Source organism: Corallococcus llansteffanensis (assembly GCF_003612055.1).
Taxonomy (GTDB): domain Bacteria; phylum Myxococcota; class Myxococcia; order Myxococcales; family Myxococcaceae; genus Corallococcus; species Corallococcus llansteffanensis.
In genome coordinates this window covers 1-4,931 of record NZ_RAWB01000672.1, presented here as the reverse complement: position 1 = coordinate 4,931, position 4,931 = coordinate 1, and the positions used below count along the sequence as shown (strand labels likewise).

The 4,931-nt window shown below is 69.8% G+C and carries 5 protein-coding genes; 2 read left to right on the top strand and 3 right to left on the bottom strand.

Translation table 11 applies throughout. From position 1 onward, the window contains the following. Positions 1–1,868 (top strand): hypothetical protein (locus D7V93_RS45450; protein WP_158623950.1); only part of this gene is annotated, 1,868 nt, incomplete at its 5' end. A 30-nt stretch (positions 1,869–1,898) separates the two neighbouring features. Here the strand turns inward: D7V93_RS45450 and D7V93_RS37820 are convergent. Together D7V93_RS37820 and D7V93_RS37815 are read right to left on the bottom strand one after the other, a co-directional pair. Then, positions 1,899–2,861, bottom strand: a complete 963-nt coding sequence (locus tag D7V93_RS37820; RefSeq protein WP_120647948.1) for an alpha/beta fold hydrolase — start codon at positions 2,859–2,861, stop codon at positions 1,899–1,901. Continuing rightward, complete coding sequence (locus D7V93_RS37815) at positions 2,858–3,340, bottom strand: Rrf2 family transcriptional regulator (RefSeq protein ID WP_120647947.1); 483 nt, start codon at positions 3,338–3,340, stop codon at positions 2,858–2,860. The genes D7V93_RS37820 and D7V93_RS37815 overlap by 4 nt, the downstream gene beginning before the upstream one ends. Positions 3,341–3,399: 59 nt before the next feature. Between D7V93_RS37815 and D7V93_RS37810 the strand changes: the two genes are divergently transcribed. Then, complete coding sequence (locus D7V93_RS37810; RefSeq protein WP_120647946.1) at positions 3,400–3,660, top strand: hypothetical protein; 261 nt, start codon at positions 3,400–3,402, stop codon at positions 3,658–3,660. A 205-nt stretch (positions 3,661–3,865) separates the two neighbouring features. Here the strand turns inward: D7V93_RS37810 and D7V93_RS37805 are convergent. Beyond that, positions 3,866–4,931: SMI1/KNR4 family protein (locus tag D7V93_RS37805; RefSeq protein WP_120647945.1), on the bottom strand; the 1,066-nt coding region annotated here is incomplete at its 5' end.

The following is a 4,931-nucleotide window of genomic DNA, read 5'->3' as shown; positions in this document are numbered from 1 at the left end:
AGGCGGGACCGACCGGGGTCCAGAGGCGGCTGACCCAGGACGGCTTCACGCCCGACACGCGGTCGCGCCAGGCCCAGGGCCTGTTCGGGGGCACGCCCACCCCCTTCCAGCCGCTTCCGACGGGGACCCCGACCGGCGGCGGTCCCGTCGCGCCCAACCCGACCGTGCAGGTGACCACGACGCCTCCCGGCCAGAGCGCCACGGTCGTCTCTCCGGAGGTCCAGGCGGCCGTCGACGAGATCAACAAGTACCAGCCGGCCTCCCAACCCATCGGGCTGGCCAGCGCGCTCAAGGACCACGCCAGCGGCAGCGCGGAGGACGTCGCCTTCCGCCGCGAGCTGATGACCGCCCTGGGGCCGGACCGCGTCGCCGAGCTGATGGGCCACGTGCGCGCCATGCCGAACGACGGCCCCGAGCTCGCCAGGACGCTCCTGACGGCCGCCATCGAGTCCTACCCGGTCGCGGACCAGGGCAAGCTCGTGCAGGCCCTGGGGCCGGAGATGCTCGGCGCGGCCCTGGCCACCGGCGTCGAAGCCGCTGGCAGCCCCGACACCGTGGGCCGGGAGGCGGCCCTGGCCCAGATGCAGGGCCTCGCCAGGATGGTGGGCGACCTCTCCTCCCTGCCCGCCGGCTCGCCCGGCCAGGCCGAGGTCGCGGGGGCGCTGGACCGCCTGAAGAACGACGAACAGTTCTGCAAGGCTCCCGGCGTCTCCACCGCGGCGTGGCTCGTGGCGAACTCGGGCAGCGATGCGCTCAAGAGCAGCTTCGCCAATGGCTACCTTGAAGCGTTCAAGGCCGACCCGACGTCGCTCTCCCCCGTGGAGGCCCGCGCCGTGGCGTGGGCCCTGGGCTCCATGACTCCGAGCCCGACGGATGGGCTGGGCCCCATCCTCGACCTCCCCGAGGAGCAGCGCACCGGGTTCCTGGAGAAGCTCGGCTCCGCGGACGCCGCGGATGCTCCGGAGCTGAAGAGCACCGGCCTCCACTTCCAGGAGGACGTGCAGGCGGGGGTGAATGACTTCCTGGAGGACGTGGCCAGCCTCGACCCGGCCGCTTTCCCCAACCCGCTGGCCGCGAAGGAGCTGCGGATGGAGACGTTCCAGAAGGTCTCCCTGGCCGTGGACAGCAAGTTCTTTGGCGACAACGCGGGGACCCATCTCGCGCTGGCCCACATGTTCGCGGCGGACACCGCGGACCTCATCAACGCGTCCGCCAACACCCAACACCGCCTCGCGGACGCTGGGGGCCCGGCGATGGCGAAGTTCTTCGACCATGTGGCCTTCCGGGGCGAGGCCGGACGGGACGTCGTGATGGAGGCCCTGCAGCAGTACCTGGGGACCGGGGACAAGGTCGGCATCGTGGACAGACTCGCCGAGGGACAGGGCGCGCTCGAGTTCATGCAGAACGAGGGCAACCTCCTGGCACGCAACATGGGGTTCGTGCTCGGCACGCTCTACCAGGGCTCGCAGAGCGCGATGGAGAGCATCGACAGCGAGGAGGCGCGCAAGAAGGCCATCGTGGACGTGATGGGCAGCCTCGTGGAGAAAGCCATCGAGTCCAGCCCCGTGGGGCCTGCGTACTCGATGATCAAGGACGGCACCGGCGGGGCGGCCGCCGTGGACGACGTGTTCAACTGGCTGGGCGAACAATTCGGCGGCACTCCGGACGCGAGCACGGAGGGCGTCAAGAACCTCTCCGGCGCCATCATCGAAGAGGCGTGGACGCCCTTCTTCGGGGATAGCGCCCTGCAGGGGGCCGACCTCCAGCGCCTCACGGCCATGTTCGGACTCATCAATACGGCCGTCGCGTTCAACGACGGACGCACGGGGGATCCGAACATCAACATCGGCGGTGCCTACATCAAATGACCGCGCTGCGCTGACCCCGGCGCCGGGAGCCTACGGGGCGCCGGGGAGCTTCTTCAGGAAGGCCAGCAGCGCGGCGTTGACCTCGGCGGCGCGCTCCTGCTGGACCCAGTGGCCCGCGCCTGGAATGACAAGCACGTCCTCCAGCGCGGGCACCAGCGGTTTCATGAGGTCGACGGGCGCGAGGGCGCGTCCCGGGTCCTTCTCCCCCGTGAGGAAGAGGGCCGGCTGCTCGACCTTGACCGTCCCCAGTCCGGGCAGCTCCTCCCAGTCACGGTCCAGGTTGCGATAGCGATTGAGCCCGCCCCGGAACCCACTGGCCGCGTACTGCTTCACGAGGTACGCAAGGTCGTCCTCGGTGAGCCAGGCGGGCAAGGTGTCTGGCGTCTCCAGCCCGCCGAGGAACGTGTCGCCCTTCTTCCGGGCCTGCATCACCCGGGACGTCGTGTCGAACCCGGCGACACCGGCCATCACGGTGCGCAGCGTGCGCGGGATGTCCGCCTCGAACTCCGCCTCGGCGACCCCCGGCTCCTGGAAGTACAGGATGTAGAACCACCGGTCCCCGAACAGGGCCTTGAACAGCTCGGTCGGAGGCCTGGGGGCACGGCCGAGGTACGGGACGCTCATCCCGACGACGGCGCGGAAGCGCTCGGGGTGGAGCGCGGCGCAGGCCCACGCCGTCGCCGCACCCCAGTCGTGGCCCACCACGACGGCGGTCTCCGCCCCCAGGGCATCGAGCAGACCGACCTGATCCGCCAGCAGGTGCTTCATGCTGTACGCCTCGACCTCCGGCGGACCGTCACTCTGGCCATGGCCGCGCAGGTCCGGCGCGACGGCGTGGTAGCCAGCGGCGGCGAGGGCCGGGAGCTGGTGGCGCCACGCGTACCAGGACTCCGGCCAGCCGTGGAGGAGCAGCACGAGCGGGCCTTCTCCTGCCTCCGCGATATGGATCTGGATGCCGTGGGTCGTGACGGTGCGGTGCGCAATCCCAGTCAAGAGGTCCGCTTCCTTCGGGGCTTCGCCCGGGTCGGGGGTGTCTCGCCCTCTTGGGCGAGCGCGTGGCTTCGGAGGACGTCATTCGAAAGGTCCGCCACCGTGACGCTTCGAAGCTGCGACATGAGCCGTGCCTCGGCCTCGTCGAGCGCCTTCCCGAGCGCGCGATTGACGGCCTGCTCGACGAGGCATCCCGGGCTCTCTTCCCGCGGGCCGATGCTGAACAGGGCCGGTGTCCCGAGCGCGTCGTACACGTCCCCGAGCGTCACCGCTTCGAGCGGGCGCGCCAGCGACCATCCCCCGCCGTGCCCCTTCACCGAGCCCACGATGCCGGCCTCACGCAGCCCGGCCATGGTCCGCCGCACCACCACGGGGTTCGCCTTCATCAACTGCCCGATGGCCTCCGAGGTCACCACGGGCCCCAGCTCCTTCATGTGAAGAAGGACGTGCAAGGCCACGGAGAGCCGGCTGTCTCGCCTCATGCCACTTGATATGTTGCGTGAGACGGTGGATGTCAAGGCGGACTGCTAGAATCCCGGGCATGACCCCACTCCGTGGCATCACCCTGTTGGCCGGTACGCTCCTGGCATTCTCCGGCTGCGCGACGCTCGACACCTCGAACCTGTCGTCGGCTTGTCGCCAGCAGTACAACGCCTGTCTCGACAGCTGCCAGCCTCCTTCCCGGCTCCCGTCACGGCAGCCGACGGACTCCGTGCAGGGCCAGTCGGAGAGCCTCACGCCCGACACCCAGACCCCGGGCTGTGTCGACGACTGCAACCGTCAGGCGAAGACCTGCTCCTGAGCGGTCCTACGGGCACCGCGCCCAACGGCGCCGAGACGCTCCCGCAGGCCGCCAGCAGCAGCACCGCCATGGGGTTGAGCACCGGGCGCACTGCTCGGGCGGACCCTGTCAGCGGCCCTCGTCGGCCCCTGCTCTCCAGCCTGCCCCCCTTCAACAGGCCTTCCTCTCCTCACGGGACACACGTGCCTGGCCTGGTGCCGCGTGCTCAGTACTCCTTCAGGAGCGCGCCGGCCGTCGTGAGGCCGAGCCGCTTGAACAGCGCCGAGAGCTTCGCCTTCGGGAGCAGTTTCTTGGCGGCCGCCTCGACGCGGAGGAGCGAGAAGGCGAGCTGGTCGAGCGACGTGAAGGCCGGCGCGACAGTGCCTTCCTCGTGCGCGTAGCGGACGACCTCACCCGTGGTGACGTCGAGAAGAAACATCTCGCCGGAGCCGTCGCTCGCGATGCCGACGTACTTGTCATCGTTGGCGCCGTACAAATCCTCCTTCTTGCAGTCGAAGCCATAGCTGTTGAAGTCGAACGCGATGGTCATCGACGGCACACCCCCGCCGACCACCACGTCGTCGAGCGCGCGACCCGCGGGAACGGCGCGAACCTTCTCGCTGCCAGGTTTCGACACGCGTGGCGCCTTCGGGAAGAAGCGCGCCGCGTCCGCCGCGAAGTCGCCGCGCTCGATGTAGCCGGTGAGGGCGCTCGCCTCGACGCTCTCGCCCCATTCGGTGAGCGGGGTCGCCCCCGTGTCGAGGGGGGTGCCATCCTTGGCGAAGAACGTCGTGCTCTTCAGCTTGCCCTTGACGAAGACCGCCGTCAGCCGATGGGGCCACGGCTTGGGCACCTTGAAGACCTTGGGCAGGAGCGTGGTGCCGGCGTACTCGAACAGTGCACCGTTGGCCGGCCCGATGACCCACTCGACGGCGCCGTCAATCACGCCGTCACGGAGCTCGACCCGCAGCGTGTCCGGGAAGTCGAAGCCGGCGCGGAAGCGCACCTCGACCAGCGCTCCGTTTGCAAACGTTGCGATCATCGTGGAGGTCGGCCCCTTCGGCAGGCCGAGCGCAGCCTGCATGGCCACGCGCGGCGCGTGCTCGGACATCTGGTGGATGGCGAGCGACCACTTGATCTCCCCGTCGAGCTTGCCGTCCTTCCGGGTGGCGTCGAGCAGCAGCAAGCCCGACGGATGGATCCACAGGCGCTCGCGCGCGTCGTTGGGGGCTCCGACTCGCCAGAGGTTGGTGCTGGCATCGAAGGTGGCTTCGGGGGGGACGTCCTTGGGG